Consider the following 25051-nt stretch of genomic DNA (forward strand, 5'->3'; position numbering starts at 1 on the left):
GCCTGGGACCCGGTCTTCGCCTGCGGCGAAACCGGGATGACGACTAACTGACGTGGTTGAAGCGAGAGAGGTTGAGTTCCCTGGCCTCCGGCAAGATCGACTCCTCCGGTGCAACAAATAAGTCCAGCCAGAGGTCGCGCCAATAAGGGTTGGCTGCTTCGATCAAGCGGAGTTTCCATTCGCGGTGCCAGCGTTTGATCTGTTTCTCGCGGCGGATGGCTTCGCCGATTTCGTTATGGGTTTCGAACCAGACGAGCAGCTTGCAATCATACTTGCGGGCGAAACCGGGCGTGATGTCGTGCTTGTGCTGCCAGATACGGCCCTCGAGGTCGCTGGTGACGCCTGTGTAAAGCGTGCCATTTCGCCTTGAGGCGAGGATGTAGACATAGCTGAACTGCATGTATGGAACATAAAGGGAACATTGAGCGTTGTCACGCGCTTTTTTTGCTTTGCTGGGTCCCGGTCTTCGCCTTCGGCGAAACCGGGATGACGACCGACGAACGTAGCTATTTCACTTCCTTCGGTGCCTTGAGGCGGCGCTTTGTCTGGTGGGTTTCCGCCTTGTCGCCGTCCGGTTTTTCGCCGCGCATGTAGTGGCGTTGCCAGCGTTCCTTCATGGCGTTCTGTTCGCCGCCCTTGAGGCGCGTGTTGAAGTCGGCGCGGCTGTCGCGCCAGCCTTCGTATTCCTTCACCAGCTCCTGATTGGTGCTCATCAGCTTGCGCTCGGGCGTGATCTCCTCGAGGCGTTTGTGTTCCATCAGGGTGATGAAGGCGAAGGGCTCGCCCTTGCGGAAGACGACTTCGCCGGGGCGCGTCATCTGCCAGTTCATCGTGAACGGAAACGGCAGCCAGTCGGTTTCCACGAGGCCGGTCAGCGGGGCGATGCCGTCCTTCGGCCAGTTCGGCGGGCCGGTGACCCAGACGCCCCAGCCGGGCGGCGTGCGGAACAGGTGGCCGGTGTGGAAGGTGACGATGCCGCGCATGAAATGGCTGTCGGCGAAAGAAGCGATGGCGCGCGGGTCGCCAGTGGTGAGGAGGTTGATGTCCTCGATGCGGGGGCCGCCGTTCCACTGGATCTTGATGTCCATCGGGCAGAGGATTTCCCAGCCCGTGGAGTTCGCCATGGTCAGCGGCAGGCAGCGATAGGGATGGCGGTCGACGAAGGCGTCCATCCAGGCGCGATCGGACCGGCCGGGGACAATCTCCGGGGCGACATCGTAGATCTTGTAGCAGTCGAGGTGCATGGGCGGCGGGGCATTCGTTTCTTGACGGGAGGGGCAAGTCTTGGCGAATGGGCGCCATGCAAGCAAGCCCCGAAGACCTGTTCGCCTATCTCGACCGCCTCGGCATCGCGCACACGACGCATTGGCACGAGGCGATGTTCACCGTCGATCAATCGAGCGCGCTGAAGGCGGAGATGCCGGGCGCGCATACCAAGAACCTGTTCCTGAAGGACAAGGACGGGCAGATCGTGCTGATCGCGGCGGAGGCGCATGGGCCGATCCGGCTGAACCAGCTCCACAAGCTGATCGGGACGGCGCGGCTGTCGTTCGGGGCGCCGGAGCTGATGACCGAGGTGCTGGGCGTGGTGCCCGGATCGGTGACGGCGTTTGCGCTGATGAATGATACCGCAGGCCGCGTGCGGTTCCTGGTGGACGCCGTGTTGGCGGCGGCGGAGGTGGTGAACTTCCATCCGCTGGTGAACACCGGGACGACCGCGATTTCGCAGGCCGACTTCCGCCGTTTCGTGGAAGCGACGGGGCACGGTTTCGAGGTGGTGGATTTCAGCGTGCTCTAGGCAGCTTTACCGGGCCCCGGCTGTCGCCGGGGTGAGCGGAGGGAGAGGCATGTTGCGCACGGAGGCCCTCACCTCCCACCGCTCCGGGCGGCGGGCCCCTCCTCTCCCGCAGGGCGGGAGAGGGGTTGAAGGTCAGGCCTTCGCTTTTGCCGTTTCCGGTTTGAGGACACCGCGGTTGAGGAGTTCCTCGGCGATCTGGACGGCGTTGAGGGCGGCGCCCTTGCGCAGGTTGTCCGAGACGCACCAGAAGGCGAGGCCGTTCTCGACCGTGGGGTCGGTGCGGATGCGGCTGACATAGGTCGCCCATTCGCCGGCCGCTTCCTTCGGCGTCATGTAGAGATCTTCCTTCGGATCATCGAGGACGATCAGGCCGGGGCTTTCGCGCAGCAGGGCGCGCGCTTCGTCGGCGCTCATCTCGCCGTTCATCTCGATGGTGACGGCCTCGGAATGGCCGACGAAGACCGGCACGCGCACGCAGGTGGCGACCAGCTTGATCTTCGGGTCGAGGATCTTCTTGGTCTCGACCGTCATCTTCCATTCTTCCTTGGTGAAGCCGTCCTCCATGAAGTCGTCGATGTGCGGGATGACGTTGAAGGCGATCTCCTTCGGGAAGATCTCGGGCGTCGGCTCGTCATTGACGAAGACGCCGCGCGTCTGGTTCCAGAGTTCGTCCATCGCGTCCTTCCCCTTCCCCGAGACGGACTGGTAGGTGGAGACGACGACGCGGGAGATGCCGACCGCATCGTGGATCGGCTTCAGCGCGACGACGAGCTGGGCGGTCGAGCAGTTGGGGTTCGCGATGATGCCCTTCTTCTTGTAGCCCATGACGGCGTCGGCATTGCACTCGGGCACGACGAGGGGCACGTCCGGGTCCATCCGCCAGGCGGAGGAGTTGTCGATGGTGATGGCGCCGGCCTTGGCGATCTTCGGGCACCATTCCTTCGACACCTTGCCGCCGGCCGACATCAGGACGAGGTCGACCTTCGAGAAGTCGAACTGTTCGAGGTCGTGGCATTTCAGCGTGCGGTCGCCGTAGGAGACTTCCTTGCCGATCGAGCGGCGGGAGGCGACGGCGTAGACTTCGTCCGCCGGGAAAAGGCGCTCGTCGAGGATGGCGAGAAGCTCCCGACCGACATTGCCTGTGGCGCCAACAACCGCGATGCGCGTGCCCATGATGTTCTCCAGTCCGGGTGGTTTGCGGGCTATATGGGCCATCTCGGCTCCGGCTTAAAGCGGCTTGTGCAATACGCCCCCGGCTGGCAGGAGGGGGCGATGCCGAAAGAGGGGTTCCCGCGCCGTGCTGGACGAGATCATCCGCCGTTATATCGCAAGCTATAATGACCGGGACATCGACGCGATGCTGGCCTGCGTGACGGATGATGTGGTGTTCGAGAATATCTCGAATGCCGGACAATCCATGCGCCTGGATGGCAAGGCGATGATGCGGCAGGTGGCGGAAGTGTCCGGCAATGCCTTTTCGTATCGCCGCCAGCGGCTGATCAACCTCGTCACCGATGCGGGCAAGGCCGCCGCGGAGATCGAGTTCGAGGGCCGCGCGGCGGTCGACCTGCCGAACGGCGTGCGCGCCGGCGAGACCGTGAAGGTGCGCGGCGCGAGCTTTTTCGAGTTTCGCGGGCCCCTGCTCTGCCGGATCGCGGACTATAGCTAGATGTCGACCTGAACCATTGCCCAAGACGCGACACTCATCCTGAGCGAAGTCGAAGGATGGGCCAAGCCGAGCGAAGGGCTGTTGTGACCCATCCTTCGACTTCGCTCAGGATGAGCTTGCACTGTTTGACGAACGTTATTCGGGAAAGCGCTGATCATACTCGGCGCGCAGTTTGACCCAGTTGTCCCAATGCGGTGCGGGATCGGTGCCCGCGAGTCTGGCCTCCAGCACGTCCACATGCGCGTGCCAGCCGGCGGAGACGCTGAGCAGGACGTCGCGGTTCGGTGCGCGGCGATGCGTGATGGTGAGCAGTGTGCCGGCGCCTTTGGCGGTGAGCTCAAACAGCACGTCGGACTGCACGCCCCAGGAAATGAAGAGGCGGCGCGGCGGATCGACGTCGAGAACCTTGCAGGTCATGCGGTTTTCCGCGCCCATGCCGTCCGGGCGCTTGCCGGGCGGGTTGGTGAGTTCGTCATTGCGCCAGACGAATTCGAACTCGGCGCCGGGCGTCAGGTCCATGTCGCCGGACGCGAGCCATTGGCGGCGCAGGTCGCTTTTCGTCAGGTAGTCCCAGACGCGCTCGGGCGGGCCCGGAAGGAGGCGTTCGAGTTTCAGGACGGTCGGCTCCACGAGTGTGCCGTAGGCGGAGGATGCGGCGAGCTTGGTCATTGGGGATCTCCTTCGGAGGATTTGGAATCTGCGTCGCGCAGAAGGCGTTCGAGGGTATCGAGGCGGGAGGTCCAGAACTGTTCGTAGAAGGCGAGCCAGTCATGGGCGTTCGCGAGGGGGCCGGCCTCGAGGTGGCAGACATGGGTGCGTCCGCGCACTTCGCGGCGGATGAGGCCGGCGCCTTCGAGCGACTTGATGTGCTTGGAGGCGGCGGCGAGGGACATCTCGAACGGCTCGGCGAGCTGCGAGACGGTGCGGGCGCCGCCGGTCAGCTCCTTGAGCATGCGGCGGCGGGTGGCGTCTCCCAGGGCGTGGAAGACGGCGTCGAGGCGGGGGGAGTCAAGTAGTTCAACCATGTGGTTGAATATACGGGACGGGATTTGATTGTCAACCAATTGGTTGAATAAATCTCAGGGCTTCCAGCCGGGGATCTTTGCGGCCTGTTTCAGCCACTTCTTCATCTGCGCCGCGTCGAAGCCGTCTTCGGGAATGTCGAGCCAGCGGCTTTCGCCGCTCTTCGGCGTATGGCCGGGGGGCATGGGGGTGAGGTGGATGCCCTTGAAGAAGGTAACCTTCACGTACCGCGTCAGCACATGGAAGGTGACGAACCAGCCTTGGCCTTCGACGCCGTAGAAGGGCGAGTTCCACTTCACGGCTTTTTGCACGCCCGGCACGGCGGCGGTGATCAGGGCGTCGAGCCGCTGGCCGACCTCTTGCTTCCAGCCGGGCATGGCGGCGATGTAGGCCTGCACCGGCGCATCGCCGTCGCCCTTCGCGATCTGCGGGTTTCCGCCAGAGAGAAGGACGGGCTTCCTGGTCTTGCCGCCGGCCTTGACCGCTTTCGATGTGTTGTGCGCGACGGCTGCCTTGATGAGCGACTTGAAGGCGGCCTCGTTCAGCTTGTCGCCTTCGGCGAGGTCGATGGCGCGGCGCGTGCTGGCGTCGAGGCTGGCATTGAAGACGCCTTTGGGGTCTGGCAATGCGGCGCCGTGCGCGAAGGTGAGCTTGACCTTGTCCTTGTAGACTTCGCCGGTGCAGAGGATGCCATTCTGCTCCCAGACTGGCACGCCGGCAGGGTTGGACGGCTTCTGCCATTTCATCGTTTCTTCGACATCCGGCGCGGCTTCCTTGATAAGCCTGCGGATGTTTGCGAGGGCCGCGCCGCGCCAGCCGCCAATCTCCTTGAGACGGGTGTCTATCTTCTGCGAGGGAGAAGGCGCATGAGCCATGCGGTTCAGGCGCTTTCCTTCATTGCCGGACGTCGCAAATCCGCCGCGAGGCCCTCCCCCATCAGGTCGATGAAGTTTTCCGAGTAGAAACCTGCGACCTGCGCGGGCGTGCAGCCGGCAAGCGTTTCGTCGAACCGCTTGAGCGGATTGCGGCCGCCTTCGACGTGCGGATAGTCCGATGAGAAGAGGCAGACTTCGTCGCCGGAATTGCGGATGATCCAGCCGGCATCTTCGTGCGGATAGGGCGCGGCGCGGAAGCTTCGCCGGACGATTTCGGACGGCTTCGCGGAGAGTTTCTGCAACCGCTCTTCATTGCGCAGGAAGGCGTGGGCGGCGGAATCCATGGAGCGCATCCATCCGGGCACCCAGGCGGCGCCGAGTTCGATGGCGCCCCATTTCAGCTTCGGGAAGCGATCGAACACGCCGTCGAAGATGAGCGTGGCGAGTGTCTGCATCGCGGACTGCGGGATCGGCATATAGGAGACGGAGGTGAAGTTGTCGTCGCCGCCGTGGAAATCGGGCACCGGCGGCAGGCCGTTCTGCTTGTAGACGGGGTTCAGCTTCTCCTCGCCGCCGACATGCAGGAGGATCGGGATGCCGGCTTCTTCCGCGATGCGCCAGACGGGATCGAGGCCGATATGGCTCGGCCCGTGGTTTTGTGGGCATACGGACGGCACCATCAGCGCCTTGGCGCCGAGCTTGACGGCCAGCTTCGCGGTGACTTCGGCGCGCTTGAAATCTTCGAGCGGCACATAGGCGACCGCCAGAAGGCGGCGGTCGACGGCGCAGAAGTCCGTCATCATCCGGTTGTGGGCATCGGCGGCGGCATAGCAGAGTTCCATGTCGCCTGACTGGTCGAGCCCGAAATTGCCGAGGCAGAAGGTGGTGAAGACCAGCTGGCTTGCGAAGCCGAGCAGGTCCATGACGGCGGGCCGGTCGAATGCGTTGAAGGCGCCGAGGGCTTCGTAATTCTTGCGCAGCAGGATCGCGCCTTCGGCGCCGGCGCGGAACGCGGCGTCTTCGTGCTTGGCGCGCTCGGCCTCAAGCCATTTGGCGCGCTTCAGCTTGGCCTGGAAGGATGGCAAGGCGTGATAGCGCGCAAGCAGGCGGCGGTCGAAATACGGATCAAGGCAATCCGGCATTTCCATCAGGTGGCTGTCCGCATCATGGATCAGCCGTCCGGCGGCGTAGGACATGGGTCGTTTCCTCCGTGGCTCTCTGGCCGTATTTTGGAGGCAACATTCCACAGGCCGGGACGTTGAGCAATCAAGGAGCCTCGCGATGAGCACCAACGACACCCATGCCTCGACCGACGGCAAGGCGGTCCTGTACCGGATGGTGACGCCGCAGCATATCTGTCCGTTCGGGCTGAAATCGAGAGCCTTGCTGGAACAGCGCGGCTTCGAGGTGGAGGATCATCACCTCGCCTCGCGGGCCGAGACCGATGCGTTCAAGGAGAAGTATGGCGTGAAGACGACGCCGCAGACTTTCATCGGCGGCGAACGCGTGGGCGGGCATGATGACCTGCGCCGGCATTTCGGGCTGAAGGTGGCCGAGCCGGACTCGAAATCCTACACGCCGGTAATCGCCCTGTTCGCGATGTCGGCGCTGATGGCGCTGGCGATGAGCTGGGCGGTGTTTGGCACGGTGCTGACGATCCGCGCGGGCGAATGGTTCATCGCGGTCGCCATGTGCCTGCTGGCGATGCTGAAGCTGCAGGATATCGAGCGCTTCACGAACATGTTCCTCGGCTATGACCTGCTGGCGCGCCGGCAGGTGCGCTATGCCTATGTCTATCCGTTTGCGGAAGCGGGCGCGGGTGTGCTGATGATCGCCGGCGGCGTGGCCGGGCTCGTGGCAGCGCCGGTTGCGCTGTTGATCGGCACGGTGGGTGCAGTTTCGGTCTACCGCGCGGTCTATGTCGAGAAGCGCGACCTGAAATGTGCGTGCGTCGGCGGAAGCAGCAATGTACCGCTCGGCTTCGTATCGTTGACCGAGAACCTGATGATGATCGTAATGGCGCTCTGGATGGTCGCCAGGGCGATCGCCTAGAGGCGGCGCGTCATCACGATCATCCGGCCACGGCCGTTCCAGAGTTCTTCTTCCTCATCACTGACGACTTCGAAGCCGTTCGCGAGATAGAGCTGCATCGACGGGCCGAGGCCGTCGGTGGTTTCGAGATACACTTCCGGCCAGCCCTGCGCGGCAGCGTGGGCCATGGCGGCCTCGAACAGCGCCTTGCCAAGGCCGAGGCCGCGCGCCTGGGGCACCAGGACGACCCAGCGTAGCTGGCCGCGGCCGCCGCGGTCGATCATGGCGGCGCAGCCGAGCGTTTCAGCGCCGCGCTCGGCGAACCAGACGCGGCTTGCGCGCGCGGGGTCGGTGAGGTCCGCTTCCTCGACCGTCTTGCGGACATAGTCAGCAAAACCAGAGGCAAAGCGTGGCCCTTCCCCGGCATAGCCGCGCGCGTGAAGGTCGACCACGAGGTCAGTGTCGCCGGGACGCCACTCGCTCCGCAGGCGAACTTCCGGCGCACCGACCTGTGCCAAAGGGGGAAATTTCCGTGACATTTTTGTCTAGCCCTCCCGAATTCCGCTGCCGCCCGGTTCCGCAGGGGCAGCACGCCCTTGGTCAGCCCGCCCGGCGGCGTTAGTTTCCCCGCCAAGGATGCGAGACGTCAATCCGGAATACCGGAGGGCCGCATCCCACAGGAGGAAACCATGAAGACCAATTACATGTTGGGTGCGTCTGCCATTGCGTTCGCCCTGCTGGCGTTTGCGCCGGCGGCGATTGCCCAGGACACCGGCGACGACGCCGAAGCCCGCCAGAAGACCGTGATCGTCACGGCGACCAAGCGCAACGAGACCATCCAGGACGTGCCGTTCTCGATCAACGCCCAGACGGCGGAAGACATCGAGCGGTCCGGCGCCGGCAATCTCGAGGACGTGGCCCGCTCGGTGGCCGGCCTCTCGATCCAGAACCTCGGCCCCGGCCAGAGCCAGGTCGCCGTGCGCGGCGTCTCGGCCGGCCAGATCGTGCGCGACCAGCCGGGCGTGAAGGAACAGGTGGGTGTGTATCTCGACGAGTCGGTGATCTCGCTGTCGCTGTTCACGCCGGACATCGACCTCTATGACCTCAACCGCATCGAGACGCTGCGGGGACCGCAAGGCACGCTGTTCGGATCGGGTTCGGTCGGCGGCACGGTGCGCTACATCACCAACCAGCCGGTGATCGGCACGCAGGAAGGCAGCCTCGAGGCGAACCTCAACACGATCAGCGATGGCGGCACGGGCGGGCATGTCAAAGGCATGATCAACCTGCCGCTCGGCGACACGGCGGCGCTGCGCGCGGTCGGCTATCACACCGAGTATGGCGGCTGGATCGACGCGATCGGCCCCTCCGGCGGCGAAGACGTCAACAGCGGCAATCGCACGGGCGGGCGCATCGCGCTGACCTTCCAGCCGAACGAGGCGCTGACCATCACGCCGCGCATCATCTACCAGGAGATCGGGGCGGACGGGTTCAACCGGGCCGAAGCGTTCAACTGGCTGTCGGGCTCGGCGACGATGCCGGACAATTCGCAATTCCTGTTGCTGGACGAAGAGTTCTCGGACGAGACGATGATTGCCGACCTGACGGCGAGCCTCGATCTCGGCGCGGTGACGTTGACTTCGGTGACGAGCTATATCGACCGGGACATCCTGGTCAGCCGCGATGCCTCGGCGCTGACGTCCAGCGTGTCGTCGGATCTTGGCTATCCGGCGCCGTCCTTCTTCCTGCCCTCGAACCTGCGGGACACCACCGCCTACGAGAGCACGACGCAGGAGCTGCGGCTGAGCTCGAATTCCGACGGGGCGCTGCAATGGCTGGCCGGCGTGTTCTATTCGAACAATGACCGGGTCTATGCGCAGCGCCTGCCGACGCCGGGTTACGATGCGGTGACGGACGCAACGCTCGGCGCCGGCACGTCGGCTGCGGTGGCCAACGGCTTCCCGGCCGACTCGCCGTTCAACTCGGACCTCTCCTACTCCCTAACCCAATGGGCGGTGTTCGGCGAGGCGAGCTATGACCTGACCGAGAAACTGACCGTCACGGCCGGCGGCCGCTTCTACGACTTCGAGGAAGACCGTACGATCTCGTCGGGCGGCCTGTTTGCCAATGGCGACTCGAATGTCCAGGATACGACGTCGTCGGACGGTTTCTCGCCGCGCGTGCTGGTCAGCTATGACGCGACCGATACGATCACCCTGAACGCGCAGGCGAGCCAGGGCTTCCGTCTCGGCGGCGTCAACGACCCGCTGAACGTGCCGCTCTGCACCCCGCAGGACCAGGCGATCTTCGGCGGCTTCCAGAGCTATGGCGACGAGAAGTTGTGGAACTACGAAGCCGGCATGAAGGCGCTGACGGGCAATGTCACGTTCAATGCGGCGGCGTTCTACACCGACATCCAGGACCTGCAGGTCACGCTGGACGCCGGCTCGTGCTCCTCGCGGATCGTGTTCAACGTCGAGAAGGCGCACACCGCCGGCCTCGAAGCGGAACTGGGCTGGAGCCCGATGGACGGCCTTGACCTCAGCCTCGCGGCCAGCGTGCTGGAAGCGAAGTTCGACTCCACTGTGGTCGATGGCACCAGCACGGTGATCGGCGGCATCCAGGACGGCAACCGCCTGCCTTCGGTGCCGGAACTGCAGCTGTCGGCCGCCGGCACGTACCGCTGGGATCCGCGCTGGATCGATGCTGGCGCGTTCGTCTCGGGCTCTGTCCAGCACATCGGCGACCGCTATACCCAGCCGAGCGACCAGACCGCGACGCAGGGCCTGCCGGCTGCCACGGGCCTTGCCCTCGGCGCGCTGACCGGCCTCGAAAGCCCGCGCGACCTGGTGGACCTCAACCTCGACGCCTACACGACGCTGAACCTCAGCACGGGCCTCGAGTTCGACACCTGGTCGGTGACGCTCTACGCCAACAACGTGACCGACGAGGAAGCGGACCTGTCATTCGACCGCGAACGCGGCGGACGCGCCCGGCTTGGTTTCCACCGGAGCCAGCCGCGCACCTTCGGCGTGACGTTCCGCAAGGAATTCTGATCCGGATACGGATTGTCAAAACGGAAAACCCCGCAGCCTGCTGCGGGGTTTTTCATTTCTGGCGTCAGAGCGCGGCGATGACGGCGTCGGCCATCTGGCGGGTGGTCAGTTCGCCGCCGAGATCGCGCGTGCGCGCGCCGCGATCGAGCGCCTTGCCAACGGCGGCAAAGAGCTGGTCGGCCGCCTTCTCTTTTCCGAGCGACCAGCGCAGCGCCATCTCGAGCGACAGGATAGCGGCGCAGGGGTTGGCGACGCCCTGCCCCGCGATGTCCGGCGCCGAGCCGTGCACGGGTTCGTAGAGGCCCGGCGCACCCGGTGCGCCGAGCGAGGCCGAGGGCAGCATGCCGATGGAGCCGGTGAGCATGGCCGCTTCATCCGACAGGAGATCGCCGAACAGGTTGTCCGCGAGGATGACGTCGAACTGTTTCGGCTGGCGCACGAGTTCCATCGCGCAGGCGTCGGCATACATGTGGCTGAGCGCCACGCCGCCCCCGAATTCTGCCGCGGCGAGGGTGACTTCCTGGCGCCAGAAGAGGCCCGATTCCATGACGTTGGATTTCTCGACCGAGCAGACCCGGCCCTTGCGCCCGCGCGCGATGTCGAAGGCGACGCGGGCGACGCGCTCGATCTCCGGATGGGTGTAGATGGCGGTGTCATAGCCGCGGCGCAGGCCGCCCGTCTCGTCGATGCCGCGCGGCGTGCCGAAATAGACGCCGCCCGTCAGTTCCCGGACGATCATCAGGTCCAGGCCTTCGACCCGGTCGCGCTTCAGGCTGGAGGCGTCGACGAGCGCCGGGAAGCAGAAAGCCGGGCGAAGGTTGGCGAACACGTCGAGCCCCTTGCGGAGCGCGAGCAGGCCGGCCTCGGGGCGCTTGTCGCGCGCCGCGCCGACCCATTTGGGGCCGCCGACTGCGCCGAGCAGGACGGCGTCGGCGTGACGGGCTTTCTCGAGCGTCGCGTCGGTCAGCGGCGTGCCGTGCGCATCAAGGCTGGCCCCGCCAACCAGGCCGGTCTCGATGACGATGTCCGACACCAGGAGCTCCGCAACGCGGCGCGCCTCGGCGGTGACTTCCGGGCCGATGCCGTCGCCCGGCAAGAGCAAAAGTGTCTTCTTCATGGGCGCGGCCTCCGCGAAAAGTCATTGGTGCGGGCTGAGTAGCGAGGCGGGGCGCGCGGCGCAACCGGCTCAGATGGGCTCGGGGTCCGCTTCATAGAGGCGCAGGGACCGGTCGGTGATGCCGAGCTGCGGGAAGAACGAGCGCCAGGTGGCCATGTGGGCGGTCTTGAAATGCGCCGCAATCGCGTCGCGGCTTTCCCAGCGTTCGGAGACGCGGATGAGGCCGGGATCGAGCACGTCGACGGCGTAGGCATAGTCGATGCAGCCCGGCTCGGCGCGGCTGGCGCGGATCATCTGTTCCATCGCGGCGCGCGCTTCGGCGACGCGTTCGGGCGGGGCGCGGACGGTGCCTTCAATGACGATCATGGCGCGGGATCCTCCTTGGCGGGTGCCGCTTCCGGCTCGGCCGGCGCGGTTCGCTCGGGGATCTTCACGTTCGGGACTTCAGGCTTGGTGCCGAAGGGATCGGTGAGGCAGCCGGACAGCGCGGGCAAAAGGAGAAGCGGCAGGAGCAGGCGGGCGCGGCGAAGCATGGGTGTGTCTCCGGTTGGGCCCGCCGGGTCTCAGCGGGCGGTTTCGAGCCAGGGCGTCGCGAGGCGGCGCTGGCTTTCGAACTTCTCGATCTCCGGCGCGGCCGTCAGCGAGGCGCCGATCTCGTCGAGCCCGGCGAGCAGGTTCGACTTGCGCCCGGGATCGACATCGAACTTGTAGGTCTCCCCGTCCGGCGTGGTGACGGTCTGGGTTTCGAGGTCGACGGTGAAGACATGGTTTGCGCCGCCAGCGGCCTTTGCCAGTTTCTCGCAGACATCCACCGGCAGGCGCACCGGCAGGATGCCGTTCTTGTAGCAGTTGTTGTGGAAGATGTCGGCGAAGGAGGGCGCGATCACGCAGGTAATGCCCTGGTCGAGCAGCGCCCACGGTGCGTGTTCGCGCGAGGAGCCGCAGCCGAAATTCTCGCCGGCTATCAGGATCGACGCCTTGGCATAGGCCGGCTTGTTGAGGACGAAATCGGGATTGGGCGAGCCATCGGCGTTGGTTTTCAGCTCATGGAAAAGGCCGGTCGCGAGGCCGGTGCGGGTTGTCGTCTTCAGGAACTGCTTCGGGATGATCATGTCCGTGTCGATGTTCGACATCGGCTTGCCCTTCTCGAGCAAGGGCGCGGCGGTACCGGTGAGGGATTTGAACGGGGTCATGGCAGGCTTTCTAGTCCGGGACGCCGGCAATGAACAGGGTGGGCACGTTCAGGGTACCGTCGCGCACTGTGAACACACGGGTGCCGGCGCGGCGTCCGGTGCGAACGTCTGATACGTTGAAGCCGTGAGCGGCGAGGCGGCCGTGCGCCGCTTCGATGTCGCCGACGCGCCAGGTGAGGCCCCAGAAACCGTCGGGCCCGGCGGCGTCTTCGGCCTGCGCAAGCCGGTGGGCGATCTCGACCGTCAGCCCGCCGGTGCGGAAGAAGATCAGCCGCACGCCCCATTCCGGCGCCGTGCGGTCGAGCGCGAGGCGCAGGCCGAGCTTGGCGCCATAGAGCGCCATCGCGCGGTTCGGGTTCGGCGTATTGATCACGAGATGGTCAAGCGCGTGGACATGGCCGAGCGGCACTTCGGCGGGCTCCAGCGCGCCTTCGAGCGGCTCGACCACGAACCAGCGCACGCCGGCGGTGGCCTCCGGGGCGCAGCGGAAGCGGCGCCAGGTGCGGCGGAGTTCGCGGGCCATGTCTTCGCTCAGGCCGTCTTCGATGGCGGTGGGCGCGAGCGCGGTGCGGGTGAAGGCGCGGTGGTCACCGGAGAGATCGCCGGAACGAAACGCCAGCGACTTCAGGCCGGGGCCTTCTTCGGTGATGCGTTCGCGCAGGTGGTCGGCGGCGGGCGTGCCGCCTGCAGGCGCGATGAGTTCGAGCGCGGTGTTGCCGAGCTGGAACCAGGCGGTCGCGATGCCCGCCTCGCTGATGGCTTGCCAGTCCGGCGCACGGCCGAGCAAGGCGGCATAGACCGCCGTGCCCATTTCGATCTCGGGCGCCAGGATCACAATGTGATCAAGGCCGCTGATCATGCCTTTGCGCTCGCCTGCGGCAGGCAGGCGTTGACGTCCTTGAAGCCGGGAAGCGCTTCAACGCGGGCGAACCATTTGCGGATGTTCGGGAAGGGTTGCAGGTCGATGCCCGCCTGCCCCGCATAGGCGGCGATGCCGTAGATGTCGATGTCGGCGATGGTGGCGCCCTTGCCGACCAGCCAGTCGCGCCCGTCGAGCAACGAATTCAATTCCTTCAGCGAGCTGAGGGCGGTCTGCAGGTTCGCTTCGGCAATCGCTTCGGGGAACTTGAAGAAGCCGAGCTTCGCCGCCCGCGTGCGGTAGATGCCGGTGGTCAGCGCGCCGGCGCCCCAGAGCTGCCATTCGCGGGCCCGCAACCGCTCGCCGCGATCCTTGCCGCCGAACTTGCCGGTCTCGTCGGCCAGATAGTCGAGGATCACGGAAGACTGGCTGAGGCAGTAATCGGTCTGGCTGTCTTCCAGCACCGGCACCTGGCCGTAGCGGTTCTTGACGAGGAAGGCGTCGGCCTTGTGGGCCCCGGCGCGCAGGTCGACATGCTCATAGTCGAACGGCGTGGCGGTGAGGCGGAGCATCAGCCCAACCTTGTAGGTCGGGCCGGACGCGAAGATGCCGTGAAGGGTGTAGCGGGTCATGGTGTTTCCTCGGGTGATTTTTTCACCCGCAGTTACCACCATGGACCGGAACTTGGCGAGGCCTGCCGTGGCGGACCGATAGGTAGAGCCTTTGAGGATGCCGGGGAGTCCACGTCAGCGGACTCCGATGGGAAGCGATGGGCATCAGCAGAAAGTCGAAAACCCCATTCAGCTAAGAAGCCTATCCGCAATCGCGATCTTAGGGAGCAATCACAAAATTCCCATTGTGCAAGCATCCCATCGGCCTAGACTGAATTAACAACGAAGAGCTTGGGGTTTCGCCTATGGTTGTTATGATCAATCAGAAATGTGGTTCGTGCGGGAAAAGCCTCACAGGCGGGTATGTGCAAAACTACTCCGGAATAGGTCAGCCGTTTGTCGAATGCAGTCGCTGCGGATCCCTCAACAACAATTCCGGACATGTCAACGAGTGGAAGGTCATGTCCGGTTCTGACAAAGCGCTTTTTTATCTCGAACACATATTCTCAGTTCTGATGCGTAACGCGCTTCTTATGTTCTTCATCTGCATGGGGCTCGCTGTGATGATCGAGTTTGATTCTGATGTGACTTTCATTGGGGTATCGATCGCAATTTACGCTTGCATGGTTTCGTTTGGTCTCTTCCGATTTTTTGTTCTCGTTGGTCGCGCTATTAACGCTTCAAATGCGCGGATGGCAGACCCTGAGTATGTCGCGAAACTCACAGGATTGGGGCTGGCTCGATAACCTCGCCACTTCACCCACCCTTACCCTCTCGTTCATGACTGGAAAGACGAAACCTAAATGCCGCTGGTACTTCTGCATCTCGGCGAAAATTTTTCGCGCTTTCAAACAATCGATGATGCGAAAACCGTGGGAGCAAATAGACACACGGCAACGACGCCAGCCCGAATCGAAGTGACTCCAGACAATGGCGGACCAATTCTCACGATCAACTACGACCCAACCCTTCCGGGATGGATTTCGAGTACCTAAAAGTTACGAGACCTTGCTTTCGCTCCGATTACGCCATGATCAGCTGCTAAGACAATTTCGCTTTTGGGGTATTGTTCAATCGTCGAACTGAAACGTCAAAAACGGGTCAATCAAGGTCTTCCGGCGCGCGCGCCGTTACAGCCCCTCAAACAACGCCGTCGAAACATACCGCTCCGCGAAGCTGGCGAGGATGACCACGATGGTCTTGCCGTCCATCTCCGGGCGCTTGCCGAGTTGGACCGCCGCATAGGCCGCCGCGCCGGACGAGATGCCGCCGGGAATGCCTTCAAGCTTGGCAAGCTTGCGGGCGGTGGCGAGGGCGTCGGCGTTCGACACCTTGATGATCTCGTCGATCAGTTTCGTGTCGGCATTGCCCGGCACGAAGCCCGCGCCGATGCCCTGGATCATGTGCGGGCCGGGGGCGCCGCCGGAGAGGACCGGGGACGCTTCGGGCTCGACGGCGACCATTTTCAGCGAGGCCTTGCGCGGTTTCAGCACGCGGCCGGTGCCGGTGAAGGTGCCGCCGGTGCCGATGCCGGAGATGATGGCGTCGACCTTGCCGTCCGTATCCGCCCAGATTTCCTCGGCGGTGGTTTTCTCGTGGATGGCGGGGTTGGACGGATTATCGAACTGGCTCGGCATCACCGCGCCGGGGATCGACTCCAAGAGCTCCTTCGCCTTGGCGATGGCGCCGCCCATCCCCTTCTCTTTCGGTGTCAGCTCCAGCTCCGCGCCGAGATAGGCGAGCATCTTGCGCCGCTCGATCGACATGGATTCCGGCATCGTGAGGATCAGCCGGTAGCCGCGCTGCGCAGCCACGAAAGCGAGGCCGATGCCCGTATTGCCCGACGTCGGCTCGATCAGCGTGCCGCCGGGCTTCAGCTTGCCCTCGGCTTCGAGGCCGAGGATCATGGCGAGGCCGATCCGGTCCTTGACGCTGGCGAGCGGATTGAAGAATTCGAGCTTGAACAGGAGGTCGGCCTTGACGCCCTCGGCCTTCGCGAACTTCTCGGCGCGCACCAGCGGGGTGGCGCCAATGGTTTCGAGGATCGAGCCGTAGATACGGCCGCGCGGTCCGTCGAGCGTGACGCCGCCATCGAGTTTCACGGTACCGGACATGCAAGTCTCCCTTCAGGAAATCTGTGAAGGGAGACTATCGGCCCGCCGCAGCGGAAAGACAACCGAACGGCTTGTTTAGCAACGCTTATCGACCCTTTAGGCGGTCAGCACTTCGAGCAGCCGCCGACCGACTCCAGCAAGCGCGCGTCACGGTCGGCGCCGGGCAGCGGCGTCGTCAGCAGCCGGTCGCCGACGAAGATGGAATTGGCGCCGGCGAGCAGGCACAGCGCCTGGCCTTCGGCGGTCATCTTCTCGCGGCCCGCCGAGAGCCGGACCCAGCTTTGCGGGAAGACGATGCGGCAGACGGCAATGGCGCGGGCAAGTTCGATCGCGTCGATCTCCTCGCTGTCGCCAAGCGGTGTGCCCTTGATCGGGACCAGCTTGTTGATCGGCACGCTTTCCGGATGCGGCGTGAGCTTCGAAAGCTCGTGGATGAGGCCGATGCGGTCTTCGCGCGTCTCGCCCATGCCGAGGATGCCGCCGCAGCAGAGCTTGATACCGGCCTCACGGCAACGGCCAAGGGTCTCCAGGCGGTCCTCGTATGTCCGGGTGCTGACGACCGTGCCGTAATATTCACGCGAGGTATCGAGGTTGTGATTGTAATAGTCGAGCCCGGCGGCTTTCAGCGCTTCGGCCTGGCCGGCCTCGAGCATCCCGAGCGTGACGCAGGTTTCGAGGCCTTCGGCCTTCACCGCCGTGATCATCTCGGCGACTTTTGGCAGGTCGCGGTCTTTCAGCGAGCGCCAGCCTGCGCCCATGCAGAAGCGGTCGGCGCCGTTCGCCTTGGCGCGGCGCGCTGTCTCGACAACTTCCTCGAGTGGCATCAGCTTCTCGGCCTTGAGGCCGGTGTCGAACTTGGCCGACTGGCTGCAATAGCCGCAATCCTCCGGGCAGCCACCGGTCTTGATCGACAGCAGCTGCGACTTCTGCACCGCGCCATCGGGCCAGTTCGCAGCTTTCACCGCCAGTGCCCGGGCGAACAGCTGGTCGAGCGGCAGGTCGTAGACGGCGCGGATTTCCTCGCGCGTCCAGGTCTGCCGGGGGGTCAGGTCGTAGGCCATGGTTTGCTCCTTGGGCGGATCGATCAGCCGATGACGCCGTTGATGGCGGCGCGGGCGGCGAGTGTGGGGCTCATCAGGTGGGTGCGGCCGCCTCGGCCCTGACGGCCTTCGAAGTTGCGGTTGGACGTCGAGGCGCAGCGCTCGCCGGGGGCGAGGATGTCGGGGTTCATGCCGAGGCACATGGAACAGCCGGGCTCGCGCCATTCAAAGCCTGCCTCGGTGAAGATGAGGTCGAGGCCTTCCGCTTCAGCCTGTGCGCGCACGAGGCCGGAGCCCGGCACGACCATGGCGCGCACGCCGGCGGCCACCTTGTTGCCCTTCGCGACAGCGGCCGCGGCGCGCAGGTCTTCGATGCGGCTGTTGGTACAGGAGCCGATGAAGACGCGCTGCACCGGCGTGCCGGCAATCGGCTTGCCGCCTTCGAGACCCATATAGGCGAGCGCCCGCTCGCACGCGGCGGCCTTGACGGGGTCGGAGAAATCCTCCGGACGCGGAATATTGGCCGAGAGAGCAATCCCCTGCTCCGGGCTGGTGCCCCATGTGACGGTCGGCTCCACGTCCTCACCCTTGATGCGGATGACATGATCGAACACGGCGTCGTCATCCGTGTAGAGCTGGCGCCAGAATTTCTCGGCCACCTCCCAGGCGCCCGCTTTCGGCGTCGAGGGGCGGCCCTGCATGTAGGCGAAAGTCTTTTCGTCCGGCGCGATCAGGCCGGCGCGGGCGCCGCCTTCGATCGAGAGATTGCAGAGCGTCATGCGCCCTTCCATCGTCAGCGCCTTCACGGCTTCGCCGCGATACTCGATGACGTAGCCGGTGCCGCCGGCTGTGCCGGTGATCGAGATGACGTGCAGGGCTAGGTCCTTGGCGCTGACGCCGGGGCGCAGCTGGCCGGAAACCTCGACGGCCATGTTCAGCATCTTGCGGGCGCGGAGCGTCTGCGTGGCGAGCACGTGCTCGACCTCGGACGTGCCGATGCCGTGGGCCAGCGCGCCGAAGGCGCCGTGCGTGGAGGTGTGGCTGTCGCCGCAGACGATGGTCATGCCGGGTTGTGTACGCCCTTGCTCCGGGCCGACGACATGCACAATGCCGTTATTGATGTCGCCCATCGCGAAGTACTGGATGCCGTGTTCGGCAACGTTCCGCTCCAGCGTCTCCAGCTGGTTGCGCGCCTCGGGATCCTTGACGCCCGCGAGGCCGGCGGCCTGGTTTTCGGTGGGCGTATTGTGGTCGGCGACCGCCAGGGTCAGTTCAGGGCGGCGCACCTTGCGGCCAGCCGCTTTCAGGCCATCGAACGCCTGCGGGGTCGTCACTTCGTGGATTAGGTGGAGGTCGATATAGAGGAGGCTCTCGCCCGAGGCCGGGTCGGTGTGGACGACGTGCGCGTCCCAGATCTTGTCATAAAGTGTCTTGCCCGGCATTTCGGCCTCTCCTTTGCGCGCCGCACAATAGCGGCGAAACACGGCGAGGAAACCCCGCGCGCAGCTTCCCTGTCCCGGTCAGCGCAAAATTATTGCGCGCGCTCGCCCGAAACCTCGCCTCGCCGGAAAATCTTTCCGGCATTCACCGCCAAAACAAAACGCCCCCGCCTTGCGGCGGGGGCGTGAAATTCAGGGCTGGCCTAAGCCGGCAATCCTATTCTTCGGCGGCGCCTTCAGCAGCCGCGGCGGCAACCGCCTCGGCGGCCGCAGCGGCTTCAGCCGCTTCGGCGCGGGCCTTGGCAGCCGTGTCCTTGCGGGCCAGCTTTTCGGCGTCCTTCTGGCGGCGGCGCTCGGTTTTCGAGACAGCCACTTCCTGGGTTTCGATGCCGTGGCCTGTGGTGCGCTCGGCGATACGGGCGCCTTTGCCGCGCAGGTCGCGCAGGTAGTAGAGTTTCGCGCGGCGGACGCGGCCCTTGCGGACCACTTCGATCGAGTCGATCGTCGGCGAAACCACCGGGAACACGCGCTCGACGCCTTCACCGAAGGAGATCTTGCGGACCGTAAAGCTCTCGTTGAGGCCCTGGCCGGCGCGGGCGATGCAGACGCCCTCATAGCGCTGGACGCGCTCACGGTCGCCTTCCTTGATCTTCACGTTCACGGCCAGCGTGTCGCCGGGCGAGAAAGCGGGAATTTTCTTGTCGCCGAGGACGCGGGCCATTTCGACGGTCTCAAGCTCTTTAATCAGGTTCATCGCCAGTCTCCGGCGCAGCAGAAGTGGGGGGTCGGGAGTAAGCGGCGTATAAATCGGGGCGGCGGTCAAAAGTCAACGCCTTTGAGCGGTCGAGACGCCACTCTTCTATACGCTTGTGGTCGCCGGAGAGGAGAATCTCCGGAATCGCCCGGTTCTCCCACTCCCGGGGGGCCGTGTATTGGGGATATTCGAGCAATCCGGTCTCGAAGGACTCCCCTGTCAGGGAGGCAGAATTGCCTGCCACGCCGGGCAAAAGCCGCACCGCGGCCTCCACCATCGCCATCGCGGCGACATCGCCGCCGGCGAGCACGAAATCTCCGAGCGAGACCTCCTGCATCCCCCGCGCCTCAATGGCCCGTTCGTCCAGCCCCTCGAACCGGCCGCAGAACAGCACTACGCCCGGCCCCGCCGCCCAGCTGCGGGCCATCTGCTGGTTAAAGCGGGGGCCACGAGGAGAGAGGTAAACGAGGGGGCGGCCATTGGCCGGAACGCTGTCGATGGCAGCCGCAGCCACATCGGCGCGCAAGACCAGCCCCGCCCCGCCCCCGGCCGGCGTGTCATCGACCTTGCGGTGCTTGCCGAGGCCGAAGGTCCGCAGGTCCACGGTTTCCAGCGCCCATAGCCCCTCGGCACGCGAGCGGCCAAGGATCGAGGCGCCAAGCGGGCCGGGCCAGGCCTCTGGCACGAGGGTGATGCAAGTGGCGGTGAACATTGGCGGGGTTTAGCGCGGGTGGTTTCAGCCGCCAACCGTGCTCTCGTCTGCGTCAGTCGCCGGCAGGGCTGCGTCCTCGTTCGGGCGCTCGGCGCCTCCGTTGCCGATCATCAGCTCCCGCCCGGCAAGCATGCCGCCGGTGAGCTGCAGGGCGAAGCGCTCCTCGTCGCGGCGGCGCAGTTCCTCGATCGCATCGTCGATGGCGTCTTCCGGCTCGCCCAGCCGGTCAAGTGCGGCGCGGGCGAACTTGATGGCGGACTCAAAAGTCTCGCGCACCGGATAGTCGACCCCTGCCCTCACCAGTTCCATGCCATGTTCGCGGTCATAGGCGCGCGCCAGCAGCAGCGCGTTCGGGAATTCGTGGCGCACGAGCTCGACCATCCGCGTCGCGGCGGCGCGGTCGTCGACACAGACGAGAATGAGCGCGGCCTGCCCTGCCCCGGCGGCGTGCAGGATATCGAGGCGCTGGCCGTCGCCGAAATAGACCTTGAAACCGAAGGACGCGGCGACCCGGATCATCTCAGGATCATTGTCGATGGTCGTCACCGAATAGCCGCGCGCCAGCAGCGGCTGGCTGACGATCTGGCCGAAGCGGCCGAACCCGATCAGCAGCGCCGTGCCGACGGCGTCCTTGGGCGTCTCCACGCCGCTCGCATCGACTTCGACTTCCGGCATCAGCCGGTCGTGCACCAGCACGAAGAGCGGCGTCATCACCATCGAGATGATGATGATGGCGGTCAGCATGGCATTGCCTTCGGGGTCGATCAGGCCGACGGCCAGCGCCGCCGCATAGAGGACGAAGGCGAACTCGCCGCCCTGCGTCATCAGCACCGTGCGCTCGACGGCTTCGCGGTGGCTCGCCTTGAAGAGGCGCGCCACAGCGTAGACGCCGACACCCTTGAGAACGGTGAAGGCCACCACGCTGATCGCGATGAGCTGCCAGTTCTGCACCACCACATTGAGGTCGAGCGACATGCCGACCGCCAGGAAGAAGAGCCCAAGCAGGATGCCCCGGAAGGGTTCGACATCCGCTTCCAGTTCGTGGCGATAGGAGGATTCCGACAGCAGCACGCCCGCGAGGAAGGCGCCCATGGCCGTCGACAGCCCGCCGAGCTGCATCCACCAGGCCGCGCCCAGCACGATCAGCAGCGCCGCGGCGGTCATCACTTCGCGGGCCCGCGCGGCCGCGAGTATGCGGAAGATCGGGTTCAGCAGGTAGCGCCCCGCGACCACCAGCGCCGCAATGGCGCCGAGGCCGAGCGCCACGCCGCGCAGCCTTTCGCCCAGCGAGACGTCGCCGCCGCCCGGCGCGAGAAAAGCAACCAGCGCCAGCAGCGGCACGATGGCGAGGTCTTCGAGCAGCAGGATGGAGATCATCCGCTGGCCCTTTTCCTTCGCAAGATCGCCGCGTTCCTGAAGCATCTGCATGACGATGGCGGTGGACGTGAGCACGAAGCCGGTGCCCGCGATCAGCGAGACCTGAGCGCTGTAGCCGAGAGCGACGCCGACCCAGGACAAGAGCGCCATGCAGACGGCCACCTGCGCGAGCCCGAGGCCGAAGATTTCCCGGCGCATGGCCCAGAGCCGCGAGGGCTGCATTTCCAGCCCGATGATGAACAGGAACATGACCACGCCAAGTTCCGCGACGTGCAGGATCGCTTCCGGCTCGGTGAAAACCCGGAAGCCGAAGGGACCGATGGCAAGCCCGGCGGCGAGGTAACCGAGCACCGACCCGAACCCGATGCGCTTGAATACTGGCACGGCCAGCACGGCGGAGCCGAGCAGGATGACCAGCGCGCCAAGGTCGGGCCCGTGAGATTCTGCCGCCATGTGACCCTTCCCCTAGTTCGGGTACAGACTGACAGGGGCCTGCTACAGCCGCAAGACCGGAAGCGCGCCGGCCAAACTTGACCGATCCCGGTATCCTTTTGTCAGGATTTTGGAAGATACTGGCCGTCCCCCCCAAAAGGAGAGACATGATGAACCCGTCACGCCGCCAACTTCTCGCCGGTACCGGCCTTGCGCTTGCCGCCACTTCGCTCAGCGCCTGCGGCACGATCATGTATCCGGAACGCAAGGGCCAGATCGACGGCGAGCTCGACTCGACGGTCCTCATCCTTGATGGCATCGGCCTGCTCCTGTTCCTCGTGCCAGGCGTCATTGCCTTCGCCGTCGACTTCTCGAACGGCACGATCTACCTGCCCGGCACGCAAAAGACCCGCCGCCGCGCCGACGCCACCGAGATCCGCGAAGTCGCCTACACCGGCAATCTTACAGAGGCCCGCCTCGACCGTATCTGGACCGACGCTTATGGCTACAATGCGCCGTTCAAAGTATCGGACCTGGAGCGCCGCCCTGTGGACAGCCCGGACGTGCTGAAGACCGAGTTCGCGCGGCATGCAAGCCAACAGGTGTTTGCGGCCTGATTGAGCAAGCCCGATTGGCTTGAGACGCGGGCTGGACTAGGCAGGGGCGATGGACCGCGTCCCTGCCCTTTCCGTTCTGATCCCCTTCTATAATGAAGCGGGCAATGTGCACCCCGTCATCGACGAGGTGCACGCAGCGCTGTCGGGCATCGATTTCGAGATCGTCTGCGTCAATGACTGTTCGGGCGACGCGACGGGCGCCGAGCTGGCTGAAGCGAAGGTTCGCCATCCTGATACGGTGACGGTGTTGACGCATGTACAGCGGCGCGGAAAGTCTGCCGCCCTGTTCACTGGGCTGAAGTCCGTTCGCGGCGACTGGGTGCAGCTGCTCGACGGGGATGGCCAGAACGACCCGGCCGATACCGCGCGCGTCTGGGCGGCGAAGATCGCCGCGGGTGCGCCGGCACGGCTTGGCATCATCGCCGGCAAGCGCAACAGCCGCAACGATTCCGGTTTCAAGTGGATCCAGTCGCGCGTTGCCAACGGGGTCCGCCGGTTCGTGCTTCAGGATGATGCGACGGACACGGGCTGCGGCTGGAAACTGATCCGTACACAGGCATTCCGCGACCTGCCCTATTTCGCCTCGATGCACCGCTTCCTGCCGGCGCTCGTGAAGCGCGCCGGGTGGGAGGTCAGCGAGGAACTGGTCAACGACCGGCGCCGGCTTGCCGGCCAGTCGAAGTATGGATTCCTCGGCCGTCTGGGCGCGGGCATATTCGATCTGGTGGGGATGTTCTGGCTTGTGCGCCGGGGCGGATATGGCGTGGCCGCCGAATGGAATGATCCACGCGGCGGCCAGCCTTCCTGATATGACTGACGCCTAGTCGTCGCCGCGGCGACGACCGCCGGCCCTGCCGCCGTCACGCGGGCCGGAATCCCGGCTGACTTCGCGGCGCGTTTCCTTCGCCGCAGCAGGCGGCGGAGGTGGAGGCGGAGGCGAGGCCGCGGGTGCAGTCCAGCCTCTTCCACCGCCGCTCGATACGCCGTCGCCGGAGCGTCCGACACTACGGCCGCCGGAATCGCCGCCTCGGCCGCCGCCGCGCCAACCATCAGACCCGCCGCCGCGCGGCGTGTCAGCGACCGGGCCGCCCGCGAGACCTGCGTCGCCGCCGCGCCGTCCGCCACGACCTTCGCGCGGGACGTCGACTGAAGGTGGCGTGATCGAAGAACCCGTGCCCGCGCCGGGTGTCCAGCTGCCACCTCCGGAACCGCCGCCCCGGCCGGGGCGCGGATCGGTAGGCACGGGCGATACGACTGAGGCGCCTGAACCTGACCCTGTGCCAGGCGTCCAGCTACCGCCGCCCGAGCCTCGCCCGTCGCGGCCGCCGCGGCGATCGCCGGTCCAGCCATCGCGGCGCGGACGGGGATCGGTGGTCACGCTGCCCGAGCCACCGGCGCCAGGACCCCAGCGATCACCCGGAACGTCCCGCGTCGGCGGGCGGTCGTCGCCGCCGCGTCCACCGCGTCCATCACCTCCGCGCCCGTCGCCGCCACGGCCATCACCGCCGCGATGATCGCGCCAGTCGTCACCGCCGTGACCGCCGCCGCGTCCGTCACGTCCGCCGCGATGGTCGCGCCAATGATCGTCGCCGCCGCGCCAGCTCCAGTGCCCGCGCCGCCAGTCGCTGCGATGGAAATCCCAGCCGATCCAGTAGGGGTTGATCACCGAGGGGCGCGGATGGCGCCGGTAGGTGCTGGTATAGCGGATCGTGCCGCGCGGGCCCCAGGCGAAACCATAGGGATCATAGCCCCAGGTCGGGCTGTAATAGCCGTAACGGTAATAGTCCGGCGAATAGCCATAGTGCGAAACGCTGATGCCCCAGGAACTGGCATAGCCATGCGTCCAGGTATCGTAGCCATAGGTCTCGTTGTCCGCGTACCGGATGTACCCGTACTTGTCGCGGGTGAACATGAGCCCGTGGCGCGCTTCGGTATATTCGTAGATCGGGCGCACCGAGGTGACGCGGCCATTCAGGCCGAACCAGCCGAGATCGCTCACGTCTTCAGTGATGAACACGCAGCGGCCGGTGAAGTCCCGGTTCTCGCAGAGTTCCCACTGGCCGGCGAAGACGGCCACCGAACGCGGCCGGTCGTTGAAATTGAGATCGCTCAGTGTGCCGAACGGATCGTAGATGTCGCGCACGTCGCCATAGTAATCCTCGTCGCTGAACAGCGCGATGGCGGCCGGGGGCTCATCGCTGCCGCCCTCGTAGCTCGCATACTGGGCGAGTGCGGCGGGCGCGGTGAAGAAAGCCGGAACAGACAGCGCGACGACCGCGCGCAGGGATAAGCGGCGCATTTGGACTCCTTTCGTCCATGACGCCGGCAAACTGA

General features: G+C 65.4%; 27 protein-coding genes and 1 pseudogene. 7 read left to right on the forward strand and 21 right to left on the reverse strand.

Annotation, left to right across the window (positions count from 1 at the left end; translation table 11 throughout):
• Positions 1 to 43: 43 nt before the first annotated feature.
• Together IPK75_05910 and IPK75_05915 are read right to left on the reverse strand one after the other, a co-directional pair.
• Positions 44 to 400: a GIY-YIG nuclease family protein gene (locus tag IPK75_05910; protein MBK8197887.1), complete on the reverse strand. Its 357-nt coding sequence runs from the start codon at positions 398 to 400 to the stop codon at positions 44 to 46.
• Between the two features lie 106 nt (positions 401 to 506).
• On the reverse strand, positions 507 to 1244 hold the full coding sequence (locus IPK75_05915; protein ID MBK8197888.1) for a hypothetical protein: 738 nt from the start codon (positions 1242 to 1244) through the stop codon (positions 507 to 509).
• Between the two features lie 56 nt (positions 1245 to 1300).
• Here IPK75_05915 and IPK75_05920 point away from each other — a divergent pair, with 56 nt between their 5' ends.
• Complete coding sequence (locus tag IPK75_05920; GenBank protein ID MBK8197889.1) at positions 1301 to 1798, forward strand: prolyl-tRNA synthetase associated domain-containing protein; 498 nt, start codon at positions 1301 to 1303, stop codon at positions 1796 to 1798.
• A 132-nt stretch (positions 1799 to 1930) separates the two neighbouring features.
• Here IPK75_05920 and IPK75_05925 read toward each other — a convergent pair whose 3' ends face one another.
• Positions 1931 to 2971 (reverse strand): aspartate-semialdehyde dehydrogenase, encoded by a 1041-nt coding sequence (locus IPK75_05925; protein ID MBK8197890.1) that lies wholly within the window; start codon positions 2969 to 2971, stop codon positions 1931 to 1933.
• A gap of 124 nt (positions 2972 to 3095) precedes the next feature.
• Here IPK75_05925 and IPK75_05930 point away from each other — a divergent pair, with 124 nt between their 5' ends.
• Positions 3096 to 3467 (forward strand): nuclear transport factor 2 family protein, encoded by a 372-nt coding sequence (locus tag IPK75_05930; GenBank protein ID MBK8197891.1) that lies wholly within the window; start codon positions 3096 to 3098, stop codon positions 3465 to 3467.
• Between the two features lie 135 nt (positions 3468 to 3602).
• Here IPK75_05930 and IPK75_05935 read toward each other — a convergent pair whose 3' ends face one another.
• From IPK75_05935 to IPK75_05950, 4 genes are read right to left on the reverse strand one after another with little or no spacing between them, the layout of a single operon-like run.
• A complete protein-coding gene (locus tag IPK75_05935) occupies positions 3603 to 4136 on the reverse strand; it encodes an SRPBCC family protein (protein MBK8197892.1) in 534 nt (177 codons plus the stop codon).
• Positions 4133 to 4492 carry a winged helix-turn-helix transcriptional regulator gene (locus IPK75_05940; protein MBK8197893.1) on the reverse strand — a complete coding sequence of 120 codons (360 nt, stop codon included), beginning with the start codon at positions 4490 to 4492 and terminating at the stop codon, positions 4133 to 4135. Before IPK75_05940 ends, IPK75_05935 begins: the two co-directional genes overlap by 4 nt.
• A 54-nt stretch (positions 4493 to 4546) precedes the next feature.
• Positions 4547 to 5365 (reverse strand): DUF1801 domain-containing protein, encoded by an 819-nt coding sequence (locus IPK75_05945; GenBank protein MBK8197894.1) that lies wholly within the window; start codon positions 5363 to 5365, stop codon positions 4547 to 4549.
• A 5-nt stretch (positions 5366 to 5370) separates the two neighbouring features.
• Complete coding sequence (locus IPK75_05950) at positions 5371 to 6561, reverse strand: amidohydrolase family protein (GenBank protein MBK8197895.1); 1191 nt, start codon at positions 6559 to 6561, stop codon at positions 5371 to 5373.
• Positions 6562 to 6646: 85 nt separating this feature from the next.
• Here IPK75_05950 and IPK75_05955 point away from each other — a divergent pair, with 85 nt between their 5' ends.
• Complete coding sequence (locus IPK75_05955; protein MBK8197896.1) at positions 6647 to 7417, forward strand: glutaredoxin; 771 nt, start codon at positions 6647 to 6649, stop codon at positions 7415 to 7417.
• Here the strand turns inward: IPK75_05955 and IPK75_05960 are convergent.
• The gene (locus tag IPK75_05960) at positions 7414 to 7935 is read right to left on the reverse strand and encodes a GNAT family N-acetyltransferase (GenBank protein ID MBK8197897.1); all 522 of its coding nucleotides are present in this window, start codon (positions 7933 to 7935) and stop codon (positions 7414 to 7416) included. The genes IPK75_05955 and IPK75_05960 overlap by 4 nt on opposite strands.
• A 150-nt stretch (positions 7936 to 8085) precedes the next feature.
• On the opposite strand from IPK75_05960, the gene IPK75_05965 reads away from it, so the two are divergent.
• Positions 8086 to 10452, forward strand: a complete 2367-nt coding sequence (locus tag IPK75_05965) for a TonB-dependent receptor (protein ID MBK8197898.1) — start codon at positions 8086 to 8088, stop codon at positions 10450 to 10452.
• Positions 10453 to 10516: 64 nt separating this feature from the next.
• On the opposite strand, the gene leuB is transcribed toward IPK75_05965, so the two are convergent.
• The 6 genes from leuB to IPK75_05995 form a co-directional block, all read right to left on the reverse strand.
• On the reverse strand, positions 10517 to 11569 hold the full coding sequence (leuB, locus tag IPK75_05970) for a 3-isopropylmalate dehydrogenase (protein MBK8197899.1): 1053 nt from the start codon (positions 11567 to 11569) through the stop codon (positions 10517 to 10519).
• A 69-nt stretch (positions 11570 to 11638) separates the two neighbouring features.
• On the reverse strand, positions 11639 to 11935 hold the full coding sequence (locus IPK75_05975) for an antibiotic biosynthesis monooxygenase (protein ID MBK8197900.1): 297 nt from the start codon (positions 11933 to 11935) through the stop codon (positions 11639 to 11641).
• Complete coding sequence (locus IPK75_05980) at positions 11932 to 12102, reverse strand: hypothetical protein (GenBank protein ID MBK8197901.1); 171 nt, start codon at positions 12100 to 12102, stop codon at positions 11932 to 11934. Before IPK75_05980 ends, IPK75_05975 begins: the two co-directional genes overlap by 4 nt.
• 30 nt (positions 12103 to 12132) lie before the next feature.
• Positions 12133 to 12762: a 3-isopropylmalate dehydratase small subunit gene (gene leuD / locus IPK75_05985; GenBank protein ID MBK8197902.1), complete on the reverse strand. Its 630-nt coding sequence runs from the start codon at positions 12760 to 12762 to the stop codon at positions 12133 to 12135.
• A gap of 10 nt (positions 12763 to 12772) precedes the next feature.
• Positions 12773 to 13621, reverse strand: a complete 849-nt coding sequence (locus tag IPK75_05990) for a VOC family protein (protein ID MBK8197903.1) — start codon at positions 13619 to 13621, stop codon at positions 12773 to 12775.
• Complete coding sequence (locus IPK75_05995; protein ID MBK8197904.1) at positions 13618 to 14253, reverse strand: glutathione S-transferase family protein; 636 nt, start codon at positions 14251 to 14253, stop codon at positions 13618 to 13620. Before IPK75_05995 ends, IPK75_05990 begins: the two co-directional genes overlap by 4 nt.
• A gap of 284 nt (positions 14254 to 14537) precedes the next feature.
• Here IPK75_05995 and IPK75_06000 point away from each other — a divergent pair, with 284 nt between their 5' ends.
• A complete protein-coding gene (locus IPK75_06000) occupies positions 14538 to 14978 on the forward strand; it encodes a hypothetical protein (protein MBK8197905.1) in 441 nt (146 codons plus the stop codon).
• Positions 14979 to 15362: 384 nt separating this feature from the next.
• Here IPK75_06000 and cysK read toward each other — a convergent pair whose 3' ends face one another.
• From cysK to IPK75_06030, 6 genes are all read right to left on the reverse strand, one after another.
• Positions 15363 to 16346, reverse strand: a complete 984-nt coding sequence (gene cysK / locus IPK75_06005) for a cysteine synthase A (protein MBK8197906.1) — start codon at positions 16344 to 16346, stop codon at positions 15363 to 15365.
• Positions 16347 to 16450: 104 nt separating this feature from the next.
• Positions 16451 to 17407 carry a biotin synthase BioB gene (bioB, locus tag IPK75_06010; GenBank protein ID MBK8197907.1) on the reverse strand — a complete coding sequence of 319 codons (957 nt, stop codon included), beginning with the start codon at positions 17405 to 17407 and terminating at the stop codon, positions 16451 to 16453.
• Positions 17408 to 17430: 23 nt separating this feature from the next.
• Complete coding sequence (gene leuC / locus IPK75_06015; GenBank protein MBK8197908.1) at positions 17431 to 18828, reverse strand: 3-isopropylmalate dehydratase large subunit; 1398 nt, start codon at positions 18826 to 18828, stop codon at positions 17431 to 17433.
• 214 nt (positions 18829 to 19042) lie between these two features.
• Positions 19043 to 19579, reverse strand: coding sequence for a 50S ribosomal protein L19 (gene rplS / locus IPK75_06020; GenBank protein ID MBK8197909.1), 537 nt, complete (start codon positions 19577 to 19579; stop codon positions 19043 to 19045).
• On the reverse strand, positions 19566 to 20291 hold the full coding sequence (gene trmD, locus IPK75_06025) for a tRNA (guanosine(37)-N1)-methyltransferase TrmD (protein ID MBK8197910.1): 726 nt from the start codon (positions 20289 to 20291) through the stop codon (positions 19566 to 19568). Before trmD ends, rplS begins: the two co-directional genes overlap by 14 nt.
• A 24-nt stretch (positions 20292 to 20315) precedes the next feature.
• Positions 20316 to 22121, reverse strand: a complete 1806-nt coding sequence (locus IPK75_06030; protein MBK8197911.1) for a cation:proton antiporter — start codon at positions 22119 to 22121, stop codon at positions 20316 to 20318.
• A gap of 149 nt (positions 22122 to 22270) precedes the next feature.
• Here IPK75_06030 and IPK75_06035 point away from each other — a divergent pair.
• Both IPK75_06035 and IPK75_06040 read left to right on the forward strand, forming a co-directional pair.
• Positions 22271 to 22498 (forward strand): annotated as a pseudogene (locus tag IPK75_06035) (hypothetical protein).
• Between the two features lie 268 nt (positions 22499 to 22766).
• Complete coding sequence (locus IPK75_06040) at positions 22767 to 23525, forward strand: glycosyltransferase family 2 protein (GenBank protein MBK8197912.1); 759 nt, start codon at positions 22767 to 22769, stop codon at positions 23523 to 23525.
• A 12-nt stretch (positions 23526 to 23537) separates the two neighbouring features.
• Here the strand turns inward: IPK75_06040 and IPK75_06045 are convergent, their stop codons facing one another.
• Positions 23538 to 25016, reverse strand: a complete 1479-nt coding sequence (locus IPK75_06045) for a beta/gamma crystallin family protein (protein ID MBK8197913.1) — start codon at positions 25014 to 25016, stop codon at positions 23538 to 23540.
• Positions 25017 to 25051: the final 35 nt, after the last annotated feature.

This window comes from Acidobacteriota bacterium (assembly GCA_016712445.1).
GTDB lineage: Bacteria > Pseudomonadota > Alphaproteobacteria > Caulobacterales > Hyphomonadaceae > Hyphomonas.

Coding starts and splice junctions, on each gene's coding strand:
- bioB (MBK8197907.1), bottom strand. CDS start 17,407: ATGGCCTACGACCTGACCCCCCGGCAGACCTGGACGCGCGAGGAAATC.
- IPK75_05925 (MBK8197890.1), bottom strand. CDS start 2,971: ATGGGCACGCGCATCGCGGTTGTTGGCGCCACAGGCAATGTCGGTCGG.
- IPK75_06000 (MBK8197905.1), top strand. CDS start 14,538: ATGGTTGTTATGATCAATCAGAAATGTGGTTCGTGCGGGAAAAGCCTC.
- IPK75_05995 (MBK8197904.1), bottom strand. CDS start 14,253: ATGACCCGCTACACCCTTCACGGCATCTTCGCGTCCGGCCCGACCTAC.
- leuD (MBK8197902.1), bottom strand. CDS start 12,762: ATGACCCCGTTCAAATCCCTCACCGGTACCGCCGCGCCCTTGCTCGAG.
- IPK75_06030 (MBK8197911.1), bottom strand. CDS start 22,121: ATGGCGGCAGAATCTCACGGGCCCGACCTTGGCGCGCTGGTCATCCTG.
- IPK75_05955 (MBK8197896.1), top strand. CDS start 6,647: ATGAGCACCAACGACACCCATGCCTCGACCGACGGCAAGGCGGTCCTG.
- leuB (MBK8197899.1), bottom strand. CDS start 11,569: ATGAAGAAGACACTTTTGCTCTTGCCGGGCGACGGCATCGGCCCGGAA.
- IPK75_05915 (MBK8197888.1), bottom strand. CDS start 1,244: ATGCACCTCGACTGCTACAAGATCTACGATGTCGCCCCGGAGATTGTC.
- rplS (MBK8197909.1), bottom strand. CDS start 19,579: ATGAACCTGATTAAAGAGCTTGAGACCGTCGAAATGGCCCGCGTCCTC.
- IPK75_05965 (MBK8197898.1), top strand. CDS start 8,086: ATGAAGACCAATTACATGTTGGGTGCGTCTGCCATTGCGTTCGCCCTG.
- IPK75_05935 (MBK8197892.1), bottom strand. CDS start 4,136: ATGACCAAGCTCGCCGCATCCTCCGCCTACGGCACACTCGTGGAGCCG.
- IPK75_05960 (MBK8197897.1), bottom strand. CDS start 7,935: ATGTCACGGAAATTTCCCCCTTTGGCACAGGTCGGTGCGCCGGAAGTT.
- IPK75_05910 (MBK8197887.1), bottom strand. CDS start 400: ATGCAGTTCAGCTATGTCTACATCCTCGCCTCAAGGCGAAATGGCACG.
- IPK75_05950 (MBK8197895.1), bottom strand. CDS start 6,561: ATGTCCTACGCCGCCGGACGGCTGATCCATGATGCGGACAGCCACCTG.
- IPK75_05920 (MBK8197889.1), top strand. CDS start 1,301: ATGCAAGCAAGCCCCGAAGACCTGTTCGCCTATCTCGACCGCCTCGGC.
- IPK75_05945 (MBK8197894.1), bottom strand. CDS start 5,365: ATGGCTCATGCGCCTTCTCCCTCGCAGAAGATAGACACCCGTCTCAAG.
- cysK (MBK8197906.1), bottom strand. CDS start 16,346: ATGTCCGGTACCGTGAAACTCGATGGCGGCGTCACGCTCGACGGACCG.
- leuC (MBK8197908.1), bottom strand. CDS start 18,828: ATGCCGGGCAAGACACTTTATGACAAGATCTGGGACGCGCACGTCGTC.
- IPK75_06040 (MBK8197912.1), top strand. CDS start 22,767: ATGGACCGCGTCCCTGCCCTTTCCGTTCTGATCCCCTTCTATAATGAA.
- IPK75_05980 (MBK8197901.1), bottom strand. CDS start 12,102: ATGCTTCGCCGCGCCCGCCTGCTCCTGCCGCTTCTCCTTTTGCCCGCG.
- IPK75_06045 (MBK8197913.1), bottom strand. CDS start 25,016: ATGCGCCGCTTATCCCTGCGCGCGGTCGTCGCGCTGTCTGTTCCGGCT.
- IPK75_05940 (MBK8197893.1), bottom strand. CDS start 4,492: ATGGTTGAACTACTTGACTCCCCCCGCCTCGACGCCGTCTTCCACGCC.
- IPK75_05975 (MBK8197900.1), bottom strand. CDS start 11,935: ATGATCGTCATTGAAGGCACCGTCCGCGCCCCGCCCGAACGCGTCGCC.
- IPK75_05990 (MBK8197903.1), bottom strand. CDS start 13,621: ATGATCAGCGGCCTTGATCACATTGTGATCCTGGCGCCCGAGATCGAA.
- trmD (MBK8197910.1), bottom strand. CDS start 20,291: ATGTTCACCGCCACTTGCATCACCCTCGTGCCAGAGGCCTGGCCCGGC.